This is a genomic window from Fulvivirga sp., from assembly GCF_040220315.1.
Taxonomy (GTDB): domain Bacteria; phylum Bacteroidota; class Bacteroidia; order Cytophagales; family Cyclobacteriaceae; genus Fulvivirga.
Map to the genome: position 1 here is coordinate 1 of NZ_JAVJUY010000103.1, position 1,837 is coordinate 1,837.

Below are 1,837 nucleotides of genomic sequence, written 5' to 3' on the forward strand. Positions count from 1 at the left end.
CCCAGGCAGATAGCCTTTCTGATCTTCCCCATTTGATGTATACCTGTTTGATGGAAATGACTTAGATTTATCTTATTATCCTCAATTCATTTCATGGACGATTACTTAGCTCAAACCGTTATAAAAATAAAACCGATACTCAAGGAACTTGGATTTAAGAAGAATAGACTGAATTGGTATTGTGAAAATGATTTAATAATTAAAATCTTTAACATTCAGAAATCATATTATAGTTCTAAAGTCTACTTAAATATTGGTATTTATATTCTCGAATTATTAAGTAAACCTTCATACTCATTTCCAGGCGTGCATATTGGTTATCGATTAGATCACTTAGTAAGTAGGGAAATACTTGATTATGAAAATGTATTGCCTCAACATATCAGAGATGAGGAATATCTCAAATTATTAAGATCTAACCCTTATGAATTTTTCACATTATCCGGCTCCAAACCTGAACTGATTAAGTTTATAAAGGAGGTTGATTTGGGCTCAACAAGTGTAAAAGCCAAAGAGTATCTAAATATCTAAGGTTATTTAACTGTTAGCTGTTCTACATGTTCCGCAGGACATGTCGGACTCCTGATAAAAAGGAATTTCCAAATCCCCGGCAGATAAGCCTTTCTGATCTTCCCCATTTGATGTATACCTGTTTGATGGAAATAGCCGAGTTGATAAACCTAAGGCTATGTGATATTGACTCAGAGCGAAAGGTCATTCGGGTTGTAAGTGGCAAGGGCAATAAATCCCGTAGTAGAATTCAATACAATCAATACCCATAGGCATCTAAGGGAGCATCGTCCAACTTAGTTTTATAGAATATTTGCCGGATAGTTTATCATAAACCGCCATCCTGTATCTTTAGGCAAACATTCCATAAAACACTATATTGTTGTGCGTAACCCATTATAGAATATGAGTGACTCCTATATAACCATTGTACCGACTGGTGTGACGAATGAGAAAGCCAAAGAACTTTCCAAGAAATCTTTTGATTGGTTAATCGAAAAGGAAATTATTTCCAAAGAAAAAACAGACTGTGTCCTCGGACAGAATTTTGGGTATGCACCTGGATTAAGGTATAAAGACATTATTGACGGTGACGACTTTGGTTTACTCAACATAAAGACAAATGGACTTGAATTCATTTTAGAAAGAAGAGTATTCGATAGCGGGGAGAATGAATTAGAGGAAATTAATTGCCCGAATTGTGGATTTAAAAATATTGACTCTGAATGGGGAGAAAAAATTGGGTCATGGATTAACGAGGAGAATGACAAAATAAATTGCCAAGAATGTGACAACGACTCTTCAATAACCGACTATATCTTCGAACCAACTTGGGGACTTGGTGAATTTGGACTGACATTTTGGAATTGGCCAAGCTTGACATTGGACTTCTTGAACGAACTTAGAAAACTATTTGACACTGACATTAAAGTTATTAATGGACGATTGTGAAAATGGGCAACGCACAACAATAGCTATGTCAAATGGCGGGCGAAAGTGTTAACGAAAATATTTATCTTGCTATTACGTTCGGTTACGGTGGACAAAAACGTTTTCAGAAACTGCCACTTGCCATAGCCGAGCGTTACCCATTCCGAAAACCTTCACCACCTTATTCTCATACATCCAGCCCAGCTATTCATTTCCTTTCTCCGGATGATGACTCTAATGTTTTTAAACCGACCTCACCTTATTCCTTATACCCCAACTTCTCAAGCTGATCCCTCACCTTTGGATACACCCGGGCAGCATTTTTATAATAGATCTTTTCCAGGACGTCTTCAGGCAGGTTCAAGCCCTGTATAGGTTGTTTGCTGAAAAAGCTACC

The 1,837-nt window shown here is 37.0% G+C and carries 3 protein-coding genes; all 3 read left to right on the forward strand.

The window, feature by feature from the left end; all coding sequences use genetic code 11:
• Positions 1-93: 93 nt before the first annotated feature.
• The 3 genes from RLO81_RS04745 to RLO81_RS04755 all read left to right on the forward strand — a co-directional run bounded on the left by RLO81_RS04745 (position 94) and on the right by RLO81_RS04755 (position 1,461).
• Positions 94-531, forward strand: a complete 438-nt coding sequence (locus tag RLO81_RS04745) for a DUF4304 domain-containing protein (RefSeq protein WP_350107973.1) — start codon at positions 94-96, stop codon at positions 529-531.
• A gap of 26 nt (positions 532-557) precedes the next feature.
• The gene (locus tag RLO81_RS04750) at positions 558-782 is read left to right on the forward strand and encodes a tyrosine-type recombinase/integrase (protein ID WP_350107976.1); all 225 of its coding nucleotides are present in this window, start codon (positions 558-560) and stop codon (positions 780-782) included.
• A 133-nt stretch (positions 783-915) separates the two neighbouring features.
• Positions 916-1,461: a hypothetical protein gene (locus tag RLO81_RS04755; RefSeq protein WP_350107978.1), complete on the forward strand. Its 546-nt coding sequence runs from the start codon at positions 916-918 to the stop codon at positions 1,459-1,461.
• Positions 1,462-1,837 lie beyond the last annotated feature (376 nt).